11 protein-coding genes are annotated in these 14,191 nt (G+C 73.4%); 5 read left to right on the top strand and 6 right to left on the bottom strand.

Annotated features, from left to right (window positions below; translation table 11 throughout):
• Positions 1–46: 46 nt before the first annotated feature.
• Positions 47–1,057 (bottom strand): hypothetical protein, encoded by a 1,011-nt coding sequence (locus OHA19_RS35930; protein WP_405709417.1) that lies wholly within the window; start codon positions 1,055–1,057, stop codon positions 47–49.
• 105 nt (positions 1,058–1,162) lie between these two features.
• On the opposite strand from OHA19_RS35930, the gene OHA19_RS35925 reads away from it, so the two are divergent.
• The gene (locus OHA19_RS35925) at positions 1,163–1,699 is read left to right on the top strand and encodes a GNAT family N-acetyltransferase (RefSeq protein ID WP_405752950.1); all 537 of its coding nucleotides are present in this window, start codon (positions 1,163–1,165) and stop codon (positions 1,697–1,699) included.
• On the opposite strand, the gene OHA19_RS35920 is transcribed toward OHA19_RS35925, so the two are convergent.
• Entirely contained in the window at positions 1,687–2,403 is a 717-nt protein-coding gene (locus tag OHA19_RS35920; RefSeq protein ID WP_405752947.1) for a cupin domain-containing protein, read from the bottom strand. The genes OHA19_RS35925 and OHA19_RS35920 overlap by 13 nt on opposite strands.
• A 224-nt stretch (positions 2,404–2,627) precedes the next feature.
• On the opposite strand from OHA19_RS35920, the gene OHA19_RS35915 reads away from it, so the two are divergent.
• Positions 2,628–3,716 (top strand): WD40/YVTN/BNR-like repeat-containing protein, encoded by a 1,089-nt coding sequence (locus OHA19_RS35915; protein WP_405709427.1) that lies wholly within the window; start codon positions 2,628–2,630, stop codon positions 3,714–3,716.
• Between the two features lie 271 nt (positions 3,717–3,987).
• Entirely contained in the window at positions 3,988–6,822 is a 2,835-nt protein-coding gene (locus tag OHA19_RS35910) for a hypothetical protein (protein ID WP_405752945.1), read from the top strand.
• Between the two features lie 89 nt (positions 6,823–6,911).
• On the opposite strand, the gene OHA19_RS35905 is transcribed toward OHA19_RS35910, so the two are convergent.
• A complete protein-coding gene (locus OHA19_RS35905; protein ID WP_405709433.1) occupies positions 6,912–7,589 on the bottom strand; it encodes a uracil-DNA glycosylase in 678 nt (225 codons plus the stop codon).
• Positions 7,590–7,743: 154 nt separating this feature from the next.
• Between OHA19_RS35905 and OHA19_RS35900 the strand changes: the two genes are divergently transcribed.
• Both OHA19_RS35900 and OHA19_RS35895 read left to right on the top strand, forming a co-directional pair.
• A complete protein-coding gene (locus OHA19_RS35900) occupies positions 7,744–8,859 on the top strand; it encodes an N-acetylglucosamine kinase (protein WP_405752943.1) in 1,116 nt (371 codons plus the stop codon).
• A gap of 80 nt (positions 8,860–8,939) precedes the next feature.
• Positions 8,940–9,863 (top strand): sirohydrochlorin chelatase, encoded by a 924-nt coding sequence (locus OHA19_RS35895; protein WP_405709438.1) that lies wholly within the window; start codon positions 8,940–8,942, stop codon positions 9,861–9,863.
• Positions 9,864–9,962: 99 nt separating this feature from the next.
• Here the strand turns inward: OHA19_RS35895 and OHA19_RS35890 are convergent, their stop codons facing one another.
• From OHA19_RS35890 to OHA19_RS35880, 3 genes are all read right to left on the bottom strand, one after another.
• A complete protein-coding gene (locus OHA19_RS35890; RefSeq protein WP_405752940.1) occupies positions 9,963–11,048 on the bottom strand; it encodes a lactonase family protein in 1,086 nt (361 codons plus the stop codon).
• Between the two features lie 139 nt (positions 11,049–11,187).
• Positions 11,188–12,693, bottom strand: coding sequence for an FUSC family protein (locus OHA19_RS35885; RefSeq protein WP_405752937.1), 1,506 nt, complete (start codon positions 12,691–12,693; stop codon positions 11,188–11,190).
• 237 nt (positions 12,694–12,930) lie between these two features.
• Complete coding sequence (locus OHA19_RS35880) at positions 12,931–14,085, bottom strand: glycosyltransferase family 4 protein (RefSeq protein WP_405752935.1); 1,155 nt, start codon at positions 14,083–14,085, stop codon at positions 12,931–12,933.
• Positions 14,086–14,191: the final 106 nt, after the last annotated feature.

The following is a 14,191-nucleotide window of genomic DNA, read 5'->3' as shown; positions in this document are numbered from 1 at the left end:
CCGGCCGGTCCTCGGCCGGTCCTCGGCCGGCCCGTCGCCCGCCTCGTCACGAGACCCGCTGCTCCGGGGCCAGCGCCTCGCAGATCTGCCGGTGCGTCACCTTGTGCCGCACGCAGGCGGACAGACGCTGCAACTCGGTCCGGGCCAGATCGTGCGGGATACGGGCCAGGGCTCGAACGGCCGTGCCGGTCAGTGAAGTTCTCAGAGGTGGGCGCTCGACCAGGGCGCCGAGCGCGCGGATCGAATCAGGGTGCGGTGGCAGCAGGGAGAGCAGCCGGGCGAGGCCCACGAGCGCGGGCAGGTTGTACGCGTCGTAGGCGCCGTCGTCGCGGCCTCCGCCCTCGGCGGCGAGCTCGATCCAGGGCGCCATCGTGTCCCGGACCTGCCCGGGTCCGAGCGGATCGGCGAGGGCGAGCGCGAGGCTGTCCCAATTCCGGTGGGAACGCCCCATCGGCGCGTGCAGGGCGTGCTCCACGAGGGCGTGCCAGGGCTCCCCGAGCGCGGGCAGTTCGGCGAGGACGCGGTCGGCCCAGCGGTCACCGGGATTGAGCACCGGACCGTGGAGCCGGCCGAGCACCGGCTCGACGCACTCCTGCGGCCAGGAGCCCTCGAGCGCCGAGCGGCGCAGCAGGGCGACGACCTCCCCGTCCAACCGCCGGCCCGCGTCCAGCAGCGCGTGGCCGCAGGTCCACAGGTCGTCCTCCGTCCCGCAGGCCCAGAGCCGGCTCGCCCGGTCCCGCAGCAGGGCCTCCCAGGCGTCGCACCACGAACCGTCCGCGAAGCCGTACGAGACGGCGGCGAGCAGCACCAGCCCGCGCCTGCGGCCCCCGGCGCCCGCCCGCGTGGTGGACACGTGCTCGGCGAACGACCGGGCCAGTTCCAGGCGAGCGGCGAACGGCAGGCCGCGCAGCACGGTCGTCACGCCGAAACCGTCGTCCCGGTCGCCCTCCGGGAGGAGCAGGGCGCGTGACAGCACCGCCAAGTCACCCTTGCCGACGAGCCCCTGGACGTACTCCACCCTCTCCCGGGGCTCCCACGGCGACGTAGTCGGTTCCATGGCTCCGACGGTACGGGCCGCCACTGACAACGCGGGCGCCCCTCCCGGCCGGCCAGGGACTATTGCGTTGCGGGCCGCCCGTGAGTCTGCGTAGCGTCACCGGCCATGACGACCCCTGCCCTGCACACCGCACGCCTGCACCTGGCGCCGTACACGCCGGACGACGAGGAGGACTTCGTCGCGCTCTTCCAGGACACCCGGGTGTCCCGCTGGATGGGGGAAGGAACCGTGAGCGAGGCCGAGGACCGCGCCCTGTTCGGGCGGATCTTCAGCAAGGTCTACGCACAGGATCTGTTCGATGTCTGGGCGGTCCGGCACGAGGGACGGTTCGTCGGCCATGCGGAGATCAAGCCGTCGACGGACGTGGGCGGCCACGAGATCGTCTACGCACTGACCACCAGAGCCTGGGGGCGGGGGTTCGGCACGGAGATCGCGCAGGCCCTGACCGGGTACGGGTTCGACGCGCTCGGACTCACCGAGGTGCATGCCACGGTGTCCGCCGGGAACACCGCGTCACTGGCGCTGCTGGACCGGATCGGTTTCCGGCACGTCCGGGACACCGTGGAGGAGGACGGCAGCACGACTCGGGTCCTGACCCGCTCCGCCACCTCCGGCGACGCCGGGACCGATCAGCCCCGGTAGACATCCAGGCGGCCGCACATGCCGAACTTTCCGTGCGCGGACGGCTGTTCGGCGTGCACGCAGGCGTCGGCGAGGTAGCCGCCGTCACCGCGTGCCACGGCGTCGAGCTGGGCGCCGGTGATCTCGGAAGCGGCGGCGGCTCCCCGCAGCCAGCGCCCGCGCCAGTCGTCGGCCCTCGGCCGTACGAGCGCGGCCGCGGCCCGGTGGAACGCGGCGAGCGGCGCGGGGTCCCCCGCTTCGGTGGACCGGCGCAGGGCGAGGAAGCCCTCCACGGCGAGATCGCGGCGGGCACGGGCGGCCCGTTCCTGTTCCGCATCCGGGCCGTCGACGGGCAGGACGACCGACGCCCGGTAGACATCGGGGTCCGCCAGGCGGTCCGGCGGCAGGGTGAGTACGGCGTCACCCGCCTCCGGCAGTCCGCTGTTCTCCATGAGGACGACGATCCGCAGCCCGTCCTCGTTGACGAGCCGGTGGATCGTGCCCGGCGTGAACCACACCAGCGCGCCCGGTGCCAGTGGCGTCTGCCGGAATCCCGACGCGGTGAGGGTCTGCACCGAGCCCGTGCCGCCGACCACCACGTACCCCTCGGAGCAGGTGAGGTGGAGATGGGGCGTTCCGCCGCGCAGGCCGTCGGCGGTGGGCCAGTCGTACACCCGCAGGTGGGACACCGCGACGGCGCCGGGCAGCCCTTCGAAGGTCGGCACAGTTGCTCCTCGTTCTCTCTGCCGTGTGGACGCACGCGGTTCGTGCGAGGTTCACACGCATCCGCCTACGGATCGGCAAGCGCTTTCCACGCCTGCCGCACGGTACTCGCACCGGCCGCGGACGCAACAGGGTCCGGGTGTCATGGCTGCCCTGCGGGCCGCTGTCAGTGGTCGGGTGCAGACTTGCCGATATCCGGCACAACGGCGTTTCGGGAGGTTCGGCCATGACCGACGTACTGCTCACCGTGGGCACCCGCAAGGGACTCTTCATCGGCCGCAGGCGCGGTGGCACATGGGAGTTCGACGGCCCGCATTTCAATGCCCAGGCGGTCTATTCGGTCGCCATCGACACCCGCAGGCAGGTCCCAAGGCTCCTGGTCGGCGGCGACAGCGCCCACTGGGGTCCCTCGGTCTTCCATTCGGACGATCTGGGCAGGACCTGGGTCGAACCACAACAACCGGCGGTGAAGTTCCCCCGGTTCACCGGGACATCGCTGGAGCGGGTGTGGCAGCTGCACCCGGCGGGCCCCGAGGCACCCGACGTCGTGTACGCGGGGACCGAGCCCGCCGCGCTGTTCCGTTCGCAGGACGGCGGGGAGTCGTTCGAGCTGGTCCGCCCGCTGTGGGAGCACCCGACGCGTTCGCAATGGGTGCCCGGCGGGGGCGGTGAGGGGCTGCACACCATCCTGACGGACCCGAGGGACGCCCGGTCCGTGACCGTCGCGGTCTCCACGGCCGGGGTGTTCCGCACCAAGGACGGCGGCGCGAGCTGGGCCCCGTCGAACAAGGGAGTGTCCGCGGTCTTCCTTCCCGACCCGGATCCGGAGTTCGGCCAGTGCGTCCACAAGGTGGCGCGGGACGCGGTCGATCCCGACCGGCTCTATCTCCAGAACCACTGGGGAGTGTTCCGGAGCGACGACTCCGGGGACAACTGGACCGACATCGGCCGGGGACTGCCGTCGGACTTCGGTTTCGCCGCGGCCGCGCACCCGCACCGCGCGGACACGGCGTACATCTTCCCGATCAACGCCGATGCCGACCGGGTGCCCGCCGAGCACCGCTGCCGGGTGTTCCGCACCGGCGACGCGGGCGGCACCTGGGAGCCGCTGTCGGCGGGCCTGCCCGAGGAGACGCATTACGGCACGGTGCTGCGCGACGCGCTCTGCACGGACGATGCCGACCCCGCGGGTGTCTATTTCGGCAATCGCAACGGCGAGCTGTACGCGAGCGCGGACGACGGGGACAGCTGGCAGCAGCTCGCCTCGCATCTGCCGGACGTCCTGTGTGTCCGGGCGGCGGTGATCGACGCCTGATCGCCGGCGGCCGGTACGCGTAGCCGACGCCCGCCGTCCGCGGCCCCGGTCGGCGGTTTTCCGGCGCCCGGAGCCGGTCAGCGCCAGGCCGTCCGGCACCGGGCCGGCCCGGTGCCGCCGCTTGACCGGTTCCTTGCGGCCATCGGCCCAACTCGATTCCTCGAAGCAGCAGTTCCGCGCGATCGACGCGGCCTGAGGCAACCCCTGGGCCTCGCTCTCCGTCCTCCGGGAGCGGGGGCCCCAGGGATCTCTGGGGAGTTCGAGAAGGCCGATGACCAGGAGGACCACCTTGATCCGTGTCCCGCGCACGGTTACCGCCGCACTGGCTGTACTCACTCTGACCGTGGGATGGCCGGAGTCGGCGCGCGCGTCGCCGCAGCCGGCCCACGCACAACATTCCGCCGAATCCATATCCGCCATATCCCGCATATCGCGCGTAGAGCCGGACGGCAGGCTCCCCGCGGGCTGGCGGATCACCGGCACGGGGGCCGGGCAGCGGCTCGTCTGGACCTCGCCCGACCCGGTGCCCATGGGTGATGCCCGAGTCGAGTTCTATGCCGGGGACAGGCTCCTGGGCCGGCCGGTCGCCACGCAGGACCGGCGTACGTTCCGGCTGAGGCTCGACGGCGCGCGCATCGGACCGGCGTCCGGCCTCAAGGCGCTGGCGGGCGGACGGCGTCTCGACGCGTCGGACGCCCGGCAGGCCCCGGACGCCCGGCGGGCCACCGAAGCGGCGCGGCCGACGGCTCCCGCTCCCGCGAACCCGGTCGATCCGGGCGTACCGGGCAAGTACCGGACCGTCAGCGGCGAGTACGCCCTGAAGTCGGTGCGGTTGCCCGGGTTCAGCGCACCGGTGGAGATGCGCGCCGCGGTGGTGTCACCGGTCGGCGCACCGGGACGCCGACCGCTCGCGCTGTTCCTGCACGGCCGTCACTACACGTGTTTCGACGCCAAGGGCGACCAGGGCATCTCCTGGCCCTGCGAGGCGGGCACCCGTCCGGTGCCGAGCCATCGGGGCTATCTGCGCGACCAGAAGCTCCTGGCCTCCCAGGGCTACGTCACGGTGTCCATCTCGGCCAACGGGATCAACGGGCAGGACGACGCCGCCGACGACGGTGGCGCCCAGGCGCGATCTTCCCTGGTGCGGCTGCACCTCGCCCGCTGGGCGGACTGGGCCGCCCACCGGTCCGGAGCGCCCGCGGCCGTGCGTGCCGCACCGCCGGCCGACATGTCCCGAGTGCTGCTCGTGGGCCACTCCCGGGGCGGCGAAGGCGTCAACCGGGCCGCACTCGACAGCCTCTCCCGGCCGCCCGCGGACCAGGACGGCTACCGGGGCCCGGTGCGCTGGCGCATTCGCGGCACCGTCCTGATCGGCCCGACCGTCTTCGGGCAGAACCCGGTTCCCGATGTGCCGTCCATGACCATCCTGCCGGGCTGCGACGGCGACGTGTCCGACCTCCAGGGCCAGATCTACGTCGATGGCACCCGCGGCGTCAGCCGCGGCGCAGCACTGCACAGCGCGGTCTACATCGTCGGCGCCAACCACAACTTCTTCAACAGCGAGTGGACGCCGGGGCAGGCACAAGCGCCCGCCGACGACGACTTCTGGGACGGCGACACACCGGACCCGGTGTGCACACCGGGCAGGAAGGCCCGGCTCACCGCCGCTTCGCAGCAGGCCGCCGGGGCCACGTACACAGCCGCCGCAGCCCGGCTGTTCGTCGCGGGTGACGACCGCGTACGCCCGCTGCTGGACGGTTCGGACCGGCGCGCGCCCTCTGCCGGTCCGGCGCGTGTGCTCACTCACGCGGTCGGCGGGAAGCGCACGCCCGTACTCCTGCCGGACACCTCGACGTCCGTGACGGGCGGCCGGGTGTGCGCGCAGGTGGACCCCGATCCGGGCCGCTCCTGTCTGCCGCCCGAGGGCTCCGCCGTCTCCCCGCACTTCGCGATGTGGGAGACCGCGCGGGAGCCCGGCCGCTACGCGGTCGCGATGCGCTGGTCGAAGCCGGGTGGGGCAGTGAGGATCCGTCCCGCGCGTCCGGTCTCCGTGGCGGGCGCCGATGCGCTGGCGCTCCGCGTGATCGTGCCGCCCAACACCACCGGCACCCGGCTGGACATAGCTCTCACCGACACCTCCGGCCGACGGGCGACGCTCGGCCACGCACGGATCGACGGGCTGCCGGGCAGCGACCGGACCGCCTCCTACTGGGGACGTGAGATCCGCGTGCCGCTCTCCGCCGCCGTGCGGAGCAAGGTGGACCTGAAGCACGTGAAGAGCCTCGAGCTGACCCCGGGAAGCGGTTCGGGGCAGGCCTGGCTGGTCGACGCCTGGGGCTGGAGCCCCGGCACGCCCGCGGTTCGGGCGGCCTCGCTGCCGCGCGTGGACATCGGCCACCTGAAGGTCGAGGAGGGCGACTCGGGGGTCCGCACCTACCGCGTTCCGGTCACCGTCTCCGGGCGCGGCAGCGGACAGGTCCGGCTGTTCGTCACCGAGCCGGGCAAGGACGAACCCGGCCACCGGACGGTGACGGTGCGTCCGGGCGGCAATGCCATCGATCTGCCGGTCGAGGTGCGGGGCAACGACCGTTACGGCTACGACATCACGCACCGCGTGTTCGTCAAGGCGGTCCGGGGCGCGGTCGTCGGCTCCCACCTCGGGGGCGTGACCGTACAGAACGACGATCCGATGCCCACGATCGAGGTGAAGCCGGTCGCGGACCAGGTCACCGAGGGGCAGAGCCTGCGCTGGAAGGTTTCGCTCTCCGCGGTCGCCGATGTCGACGTCGACTCCGCCGGTTTCGCGATCCAGCCGGTCGGCCGGGGGACGGAGCTGTCCACCCCGGACGCCGACGGGCCGTGGCTGCGGGAGACGTTCGGCGAGTCGCCCGACCCGGCCAGACCGCTCTCCGAGGTGGCGGAGCCGTCGTTCCTGCCGGCCGTGGTGCCCGCCGGGAAGCTGAGTGCCGAAGTGAGTGTGCCCACGGTCCGTGACGCGCTGAAGGAGCCCGAGGAATCACTGCGGATGCAGTTGATGACCTACGACGATTCCTGGGAGCCGCAGGAAGGTCCTGTGTTCATGGGCACGGTGCGCGACGCGTCGTGAATCGATACGACCGGCGCGTGATCTGAGGATGCGGCACCGGCTCCCTCGCGGAGCCGGTGCCGCATCCGGGGACGGCCGGGCGCACGCCCCTACGGCAGCTGCCAGTCGACCGCCTGGGCCCCCTGGCGCAGCAGGAGTTCGTTGGTGCGACTGAACGGGCGCGAGCCGAAGAAGCCGCGGTCGGCCGACATCGGTGAGGGGTGCGCGGACTCGATCGCCGGGTAGCCGTCGAGGAACGGCCGCAGGTTGCGGGCGTCGCGCCCCCACAGCACGGACACCAGCGGCTTGCCGCGTGCGGCCAGGGCCCGGATGGCCTGTTCGGTCACTTCCTCCCAGCCCTTGCCGCGGTGCGCGCCGGGTTTGCGGGGCGCCGTGGTGAGTGCCCTGTTCAGCAGCAGTACGCCCTGCCGCGTCCAGGGCGTCAGGTCGCCGTTCGACGGACGCGGAAGACCCAGGTCCGTGTGGAGTTCCCGGAAGATGTTCTCCAGGCTGCCCGGCACCTGGGGGACCTCGGGAGCCACGGAGAAGCTCAGCCCCACCGCCATTCCGGGTGTCGGGTAGGGGTCCTGACCGACGATCAGGACGCGTACGTCGTCGAAGGGCTGCTGGAACGCGCGCAGAACGTTCGCTCCGGCCGGCAGATAGGTGCGTCCCGCCGCCACCTCCGCACGCAGGAAATCGCCCATCGCGGCGATGCGTCCGGCCACGGGGGCGAGTGCCTCGGCCCAGCCGGGCTCGACTACTTCATTCAACGGTCGTGGTGCCACGGAACGTCACTCTACCGGCGTAAACGCCCCGCTCTCGGCCCGAGCCCGGCCTGAGCCCGGTCCGAGCGTCCCAACTCGCACTCCCCCGGCCCGTTCTCGCGGTACGGGGGGATAGGCTGCCGCCGTCATTCGTCTTCCTTCCTGGAGTCGGCCCATGAGCTCACCTCGGCGATCGCCGGAAAGCACCGGCACCGGTGCGGGTCCGTGCGGGGCGACGGCCGCACCGGGGCCGTACGTGCTCGGCGTGGACTCGGGCGGTTCGGGGCTGCGCGTGGCGCTGGGCGCCGTCGGCCTGTCCGCCCCCCTGGCGACGACGGCCTGCGCCGCTCCGGTGCGCACCGGAGCGGCCGGAATCGACGCGGCCCATCTGCTGGAACAACTGCTGCCCGCCGCCCGTCGGCTGCTGGAGCAGTGCGGCGGCAAGGGCGATGCCGGAATCGACGCCGTGGCGATCGGCGCCGCCGGCATGGCGACGCTCGGCGGGCAGCTGCGCGCGGAGCTGCCCTCGGCGTTGGAAGGGGCGCTCGGGGTACGGCGGCTGGCGCTGGCCGCCGATGCCGTGACCGCGTACGCGGGAGCGGTCGGTCAGCGCCCGGGGGCGGTCGTCGCGGCCGGTACGGGCATGATCGCGCTGGGCACGGACCTGACGAGCTGGCGCCGGGCCGACGGCTGGGGGCATCTGCTGGGCGACAGCGGCGGCGGGGCCTGGATCGGCCGGGCCGGGCTCGACGCGGCCATGCGTGCCCATGACGGACGGCGCGGCGGATCCGCCGTCCTGCTGTCCCGGCTGGAGGCGGTGTTCGGGCCGGCGCAGGAGTTGCCCGGGCTGCTCTATCCGCGTACGGACCGGCCTGCGGTGCTGGCCTCGTTCGCGCCCGAGGTCGCCGCGTGCGCCGGGCACGATCCGGTCGCCGCGGGCATTCTGCGTGAGGCCGCGGCACATGTCGCGGAGGCGGCCGCGGCGGTGTGCCCGGAGGCGGGGGCCGACGGCGAGCCGTGCGAAGTGGCGCTGACGGGCGGCTTGTTCCGGATGGGCGATCCGCTGCTCGTACCGCTGCGCGAGGAGCTGGCCCGACAGCTTCCGCGGGCACGGGCGGTCCCCGGTTCGGGTGATCCATTGACCGGTGCACTGTCCATCGCGGGGGCGTTGGCGACCGGGGATCTGCGGCTGCCCCGCCACCCGACGCTGCTCCGGGTGCCTGGTGAGGGGCCTGAGCAGAAGCCAGAACAGGTGGCGACAGAGCAGGACAGTAAACCAGTAAGCCGCTGATCGGATAAAAGCGGACAGATAACGCCTGTCCGGGCCCTCCCCGAACAGAGGCGCACCCAAAACCAGTAGCATGCGGCGCCATGAGCACCCCCACTGGGCCCGCTTCCGGCCTGCCTGTACGAATGCCGCGACCTCGCCAGTCCGGACGGCACCGCCGCCCGGAGCCCGTGGTCGCACCCGAGGGCGCTGCCGCGCTCGTTCTCGCCGTTCCCGGTACCCCTTCTTCGGCCACGCGCAGTCTGGCCGAGGAAGTGATCAGCATCGCCCGTTCCGAGCTGCCCGGCCTCAACGCCCGGATCGGCTACCTCGACAGCGACGATGCCGAGTACCCGGCGCTCTCCGCCGTACTCACCCACTGCGCCGCCGAGCGGGTCGCGCGCTACGAGCAGGCGCAGGCCGCGGGCCGTGAGGTCGCCGCGCCCGAAGGGCCATCCGCCGTCGTCGTACCGCTGCTCGCGGGGCCGGACAGCGCCCTGATCCGGCGGATACGACAGGCCGTGATGGACAGCGGTACGCAGGTCGAGCTGACCGATGTGCTCGGTCCGCACCCGCTGCTCGCCGAGGCGCTGCACGTGCGGCTCTCCGAGGCCGGTCTGGCCCGCGCCGACCGGGCCAGGCTCTTCACGGTCGCCACGGCCGCCGACGGCATCGTGCTGGCCACGGTGGGTGGCGACGAGGCCGTGCAGGCCGCCGGGATCACCGGCATGCTGCTGGCCGCCCGGCTCGCGGTTCCGGTGATGGCCGCGGCGCTCGACGTCGAGGGATCGGTCGCGTCGATCGCCGAGCAGCTCACGAGCTCCGGCTCGGCGCAGCTCGCGCTGGCCCCGTACCTGGTGGGCCCGGAGGTGGCCGAGGGGCTGCTGGACGCCGCTGCGAAGGAGGCGGGCTGCGCGACGGCGGAGCCGCTCGGCGCGTACCCGGCGATCGGCAAGCTCGTGCTGTCGATGTACATGACGACGCTCGGCATCACGCCCGTCGCGCCGCAGGGCGCCCAGGCGCACTGACCCCGCGCCGGGTGCGCCCGGCAGCCGGTCGGTCCACGAACGCCGTACGGGCCCGGAGAACCGGGTCCGTACGGCGTTCGTGCTGTGCGGGGCGCGCGGTCAGGCGAAGATCACGCAGGACGCGGCGGGGACGGCCAGCGAGCCCGCCGGGCGCGGGAGGCCGGTCTCCTGGTCGATGTCGAACCAGCTGACGTCGCCGGACCGCTCGTTGGCCGCGTAGAGGCGGCGGCCGGTGGGGTCGAGTGCGAGGTCGCGCGGCCAGTGCCCACCGCAGTCCACGGTCGCGACCAGGGTCGCCTTCTCGCCGGTCGCGTCGAGCGCCAGGACCGAGATGCTGTCGTGCCCGCGGTTGGCGGTCCAGAGGAAGCGTCCGTCGTACGAGACGACCACCTCGGAGGGGTACGTCGCCGGGTCGCCGCCCTCCGCCGGCCGGGCGGGCAGCACGGAGGTCTCCCCCACCGGCTCCAGGACGCCCGCGGCGGCGTTCCACCGGCAGGTGGTGACGGTCGGTTCGAGCTCGTTGAGGACGTAGGCGTGGCCACCGGCGGGGTGGAAGGCCAGGTGGCGCGGACCGGTACCGGGCCGCAGGGCCGTCTCGCCGTGCAGCCGCAGCGCCCCGGTCGCGGTATCGAGGGCGCAGATCCGTACGGAGTCCGTCCCGAGGTCCACACTGAGCACCCAGTTCCCCGACGGGTCGGGCAGCACCTGGTGGGCGTGCGGGCCCCGCTGCCGGTCGGCATCGGGGCCGCTGCCCTCGTGCTGGAGGACGGCAGTGGCCGGGCCGGGAGAACCGTCCGCCCCCACCGGCAGGACACTCACGCTGCCGGAGCCGTAGTTGGCGGTGAGCAGATGACCGCCCGCGAGCGCGAGATGGGTCGGTCCGTCGCCGTGCACCGGGCGGATCGTGCCGAGCGGCTTCGGCACATCGCCGGTGATGTCCAGTGCGGCTGCCGCACCGGGCTCGGTCTCGCTGACCGCGTAGAGAGCGCCGCCGCCGGGCCCCGGCCCGTGCCCCAGGGCGAGGTACGAGGGGTCGGGGACGGCGTCCGTGGCGCCGAGGACGGTCAGCGCCCCGGTCTCCTGGTCCACGGCGGCGACGGTGACTCCCCGTCCGCCCGCCGAAGTGAACGACCCGATGAATGCCCGCACCGTGCCGTCGTCGCTGCCCGCCGTACTGTCAGTCACCGCACTGCCCCTCTCCGCCGACCGATCACGGCGGCCCGTACCGTCGTGATCTTCCGGGGCGACGGTAGCAGTCGGCCGTCAGGTCCAGACCAGCACCTCCGCTGCCGGGGCCTCCCCGGCGGACACGTCCGAGGCCGTTTCACACACCGATCGACGGGGCGCGCGGGTCGCTGTGCAGTGGTGCGGCGAGTTCGGCCAGCGCCCGCTCCAAGCCGTGCAGATGGGCGAGCGCAGGCCCGGCCGTGACCGCGTGCGGCGGGACGCCCGGTGCGCCCGCCCGGTGCTTCGGGTCGGGAGCCGTCAGGGCCTCCACGGATGCCTCGACCCGCCAGCAGGCCGCGGCCAGGCGGGCGTCGTGGGACGCCTCCGGGTCCGCCGCGACGGAGGCCAGTCCGCGCACCTCACGCGCGCAGGCGTCCAGCAGGGCGAGCACCTGGCGGGCACGGGCCTTGCGGGCCCGCAGCGGGCTGAGCGGGTGGACCAGCGGGGCCAGCGACATCCGTACCCGGCCGAGCAGCGCCTCCAGCTCGGCGATCCGGGGTGCGGGATCGGCGGTCGGGGACCCCGAGAGCCGTGCGGCGGCCTCCGCGGTGCAGGCGTGCACACAGCGCAGGGCCCGCTGGATCCAGGCGTCGGTGGTGGCGTGCGTGGTGACCGGCAGCACGAGCAGCACCGCCAGCATCGCGCCGAGCGCGCCCACGCCTGTCTCCGTCAGGCGCAGCACGAGCAGGGCGGGGTCCAGCACGCCGAGGAGTCCGTAGAGCGCACCGGCCATCACCGTCACCGAGAACACCATCCAGGTGTAGGAGACCGCGGCGGTGTAGAAGATCCCGAAGACGCCGGCCGCGACGACGAGCGCGGTGGGTACGGGCGCTCCGTGCAGCGGGACCACGACGGCCAGACCGATGGGGATGCCGACCAGTGTTCCCAGGACCCTGCGGAAGCCGCGCACCAGCGTCTCGCCGCGCGAGGCGGTGTTCACGAAGACCCACCAGGTGGCGCCCACCGCCCAGTACCAGCGCTGCTCGGAGAGGACGAGCCCCGCCATCAGCGCGAAGGCCGCGCCCGTGGTGGCCTGGACCGCCTGACGCGTGGTCGCCCGGCCCAGCCCGGTGCCGGTCATCGGGGCGGGCACGAAGGGGGCGGGCTGCCGCCGCTCGTAGCACCAGAGCCCGAAGCGGACGGCCGAGGAGACGAGCAGGGAGAGGGCGACCGCGGAGTACAGCTCGGGCAGCTGTCCGGGCAGTGTGTGCAGGAACTGCGTGGTGAAGAAGGCCATGAACGCGAACACGCCGAGCGAGTGACCGCGCGGCCCCCATCGCCGGGCGTACACACCCGCGCCGATGACCGCGAGGAACGCCGCGTCGCGGGCCACCGGGTGGTCGTGCAGTCCCGCGGCGAGGGCGAGCACGGGGAAACCGGCGACGGGCAGCAGGGCGGTGGTGACCGCCTGTCCCCGCACCGTGGTGTCCAGCACCGTGAACAGGGCCAGCAACGCGGCGAGGCCGCCGGTGACGGCCGCGACGAGGGAGTGACCGGCCAGACCGCACACCGCGACGGCGAGTCCGATGCCGAGGACGGCCCGGACGCTGCTGCGCAGCCTCAGCCGGCCCGGGTCCGGGGCAACGAACATCCTCTTCAGCACCAAACGCTCCCGCTTCCGTGCACCGGCCCTGTACACCGGCATGAAAAAGGCGCCGCGGAGATCCGCAGCGCCATCGACGGGTACATCACAACATCCTTACGGCCCATGGCTCAACACGAGCAGGTTTCACTGAGCCATTGGCACAATCATCACGGGAGGCGGTGCACCATCAGTAAGCCAACGGACCGGCAGTGTGCCGAACCCCGGCCGGTGACCGCACCGCCCCCGCGCGGCTCGCTACTCCTCGCCCGGCAGGGGCGCCGCCGCTTCCTCGACGGGGGTCAGAAGGTCCGTCAGGTGGCGGGCCGACGCGTCCCACGACCAGGACTCCCGGACCCATTCACGGCCCGCTGCGCCCATCGCCGCCCGGCCGGGGTCCAGGAGTATCCCGGTCAGCGCCTCGGCGACGGCCGCGGGGTCGGTGCCGTCCACGACCCGGCCGGTCCTGCCGTCGAGGACGGTGTCCGGAGCGCCGCCCGAGTCGCCGACGACCACCGGCAGACCGCTCGCCGCCGCCTCCAGGAACACGATCCCGAGCCCCTCCGCCTCCAGACCGGCCCGCCGGGTACGGCACGGCATCGCGAAGACATCCGCCGCGGCGTAGTAGGGCGGGGTGTCGGTGTGCGAGACGCCGCCCGCGAAGTGGACCGCTCCCCCGCCGTGCCGCGCCGCCAGTCTGCGCAGCCGGGCCTCGTCGGGCCCCCGGCCGACCACCACCAGCTCGGCGTCGGGCACCTTGCTCCGGATCAGCGGCAGGGCCCGGATGAGCGTGTCCTGGCCCTTGCGGGGAACGAGCCTGGCCACACAGAGGATGACGCGCTTGCCGTGCAGGGCGAGTTCGGTACGCGGGTCGGGTCCGGCGTCGGCGCGGGGCCGGTACACCCCGGCGTCGACCCCGGGAACCAGCCGGCTCATGCGTGCGCGCGGGCCGAGCGCGGGCTCGATCCGGGCGCGGGTGTACTGGCCCAGATACGTGACCACGTCGACGCCGTCGCCTATCCGGCGCATCAGCGCACGCGCACCGGGCGTTCTCGCCCACCAGATCTCGTGGCCGTGGGTGGTCGCCACCATGCGCCGTACGCCGCTGCGCCGCAGGGCCGGCGCCATCAGGGCCAGCGGAGCGGCGGCGCCGAACCAGACCCGGTCGCAGCCGTGGGCCCCGGCGATCTCCACGGCCCTGCGGGTGACCCGGCCGGTCGGCAGCAGGGTGCGGCTGGAGTCCCGCACGACGGGGAACGGGAGCTTCGCGTCGTAGGCGGTGTCACCGGGCTCGTGCGAGGTGTAGACGACGACGTCGTCGTTCGGCACCCGGGTGGCCATCGCGTGCACGAAGGTCTCGATGCCGCCCTGACGCGGCGGGAAGTCGTTGGTGATGACGAGGGTGGAGCCCATGGACTTTTCGGTTCCTTCGGTCGGAGACGTGATCGGTCGGACCGTGCGGGGGAAACGGCTCGATGCCGTGGGTCGCGGGGCGCGACGACTCGCCGGACGGCCCTCG

The organism is Streptomyces sp. NBC_00012 (assembly GCF_045040875.1).
Classification (GTDB): domain Bacteria; phylum Actinomycetota; class Actinomycetes; order Streptomycetales; family Streptomycetaceae; genus Streptomyces.
Note: the sequence above shows the minus strand (reverse complement) of the source record. Positions and strands in the feature narration are given on the sequence as shown.

What these genes read in the sequence shown, in the direction of transcription:
- OHA19_RS35910 (WP_405752945.1), top strand. Translation starts at nt 3,988, where the DNA reads ATGACCAGGAGGACCACCTTGATCCGTGTCCCGCGCACGGTTACCGCC.
- OHA19_RS35880 (WP_405752935.1), bottom strand. Translation starts at nt 14,085, where the DNA reads ATGGGCTCCACCCTCGTCATCACCAACGACTTCCCGCCGCGTCAGGGC.
- OHA19_RS35925 (WP_405752950.1), top strand. Translation starts at nt 1,163, where the DNA reads ATGACGACCCCTGCCCTGCACACCGCACGCCTGCACCTGGCGCCGTAC.
- OHA19_RS35895 (WP_405709438.1), top strand. Translation starts at nt 8,940, where the DNA reads ATGAGCACCCCCACTGGGCCCGCTTCCGGCCTGCCTGTACGAATGCCG.
- OHA19_RS35930 (WP_405709417.1), bottom strand. Translation starts at nt 1,057, where the DNA reads ATGGAACCGACTACGTCGCCGTGGGAGCCCCGGGAGAGGGTGGAGTAC.
- OHA19_RS35915 (WP_405709427.1), top strand. Translation starts at nt 2,628, where the DNA reads ATGACCGACGTACTGCTCACCGTGGGCACCCGCAAGGGACTCTTCATC.
- OHA19_RS35900 (WP_405752943.1), top strand. Translation starts at nt 7,744, where the DNA reads ATGAGCTCACCTCGGCGATCGCCGGAAAGCACCGGCACCGGTGCGGGT.